The organism is Hymenobacter agri (assembly GCF_054778495.1).
The window spans coordinates 1-755 of record NZ_BAAGZM010001143.1 but is presented as its reverse complement, the minus strand read 5'-3'; the positions used below and the strand labels follow the sequence as shown (position 1 = coordinate 755).

Genomic DNA, 755 nt, shown 5'->3' with positions numbered 1-755 from the left:
GGCGCAGCTGGCACGGGCCGGCCACACCGTCACGGTGTTCGAGCGCGACGACCGGCCCGGCGGTCTGCTCCGCTACGGCATCCCCGATTTTAAGCTCGATAAGTGGGTGATTGACCGGCGCATCAAGCTGCTGGAGGACGACGGCATCACGTTCCGCTGCGGCGTCGAAATCGGCCGCGACATCTCGGGAACCGAGCTCACCGCCGGCTTCGATGCCGTGGTGCTGGCCGGCGGGGCCAGCGTGCCGCGCGACCTGCCCATTCCCGGCCGCGAATTGCCGGGCATCCACTTTGCCATGGACTACCTTACCCAACACAACCGCCGGGTGAGCGAGCTGGGCATTGCGGACGCTGAAATCTGGGTGGAAGGCCAGGACGTGGTGGTCATCGGCAGCGGCGACACCGGCTCCGACTGCGTGGGCACGGCCAACCGCCAGCGGGCGCGCTCCGTCATGCAGTTTGCCCTCATGCACCAGCCCGGCACCGAGCGCCCCGCCCACACGCCCTGGCCGCAGGAGCCGCACATTTTCCGCAGCAGCACCTCGCACGAAGAAGGCTGCCAGCGCTACTGGGGCATCAACACTAAGGAATTCCTGGCCGATGAGGCCGGCCAGCTCCGCGCCCTGCGCGTGAGCGACGTGACCTGGGAAACCGACGTGCTGGGCCGCCGCCTGCGCTTCGAGGAGGTGCCCGGTTCCGACCGCGAAATCCCCTGCCAGCGCGTGCTGCTGGCCCTGGGCTTCAGCGGGCCCCGCG

1 protein-coding gene is annotated in these 755 nt (G+C 69.3%); it reads left to right on the top strand.

Annotated elements, in window-relative coordinates:
- Window positions 1–755 (top strand): FAD-dependent oxidoreductase (locus ACYVDE_RS24985; RefSeq protein ID WP_460504215.1); only part of this gene is annotated, 755 nt, incomplete at both ends.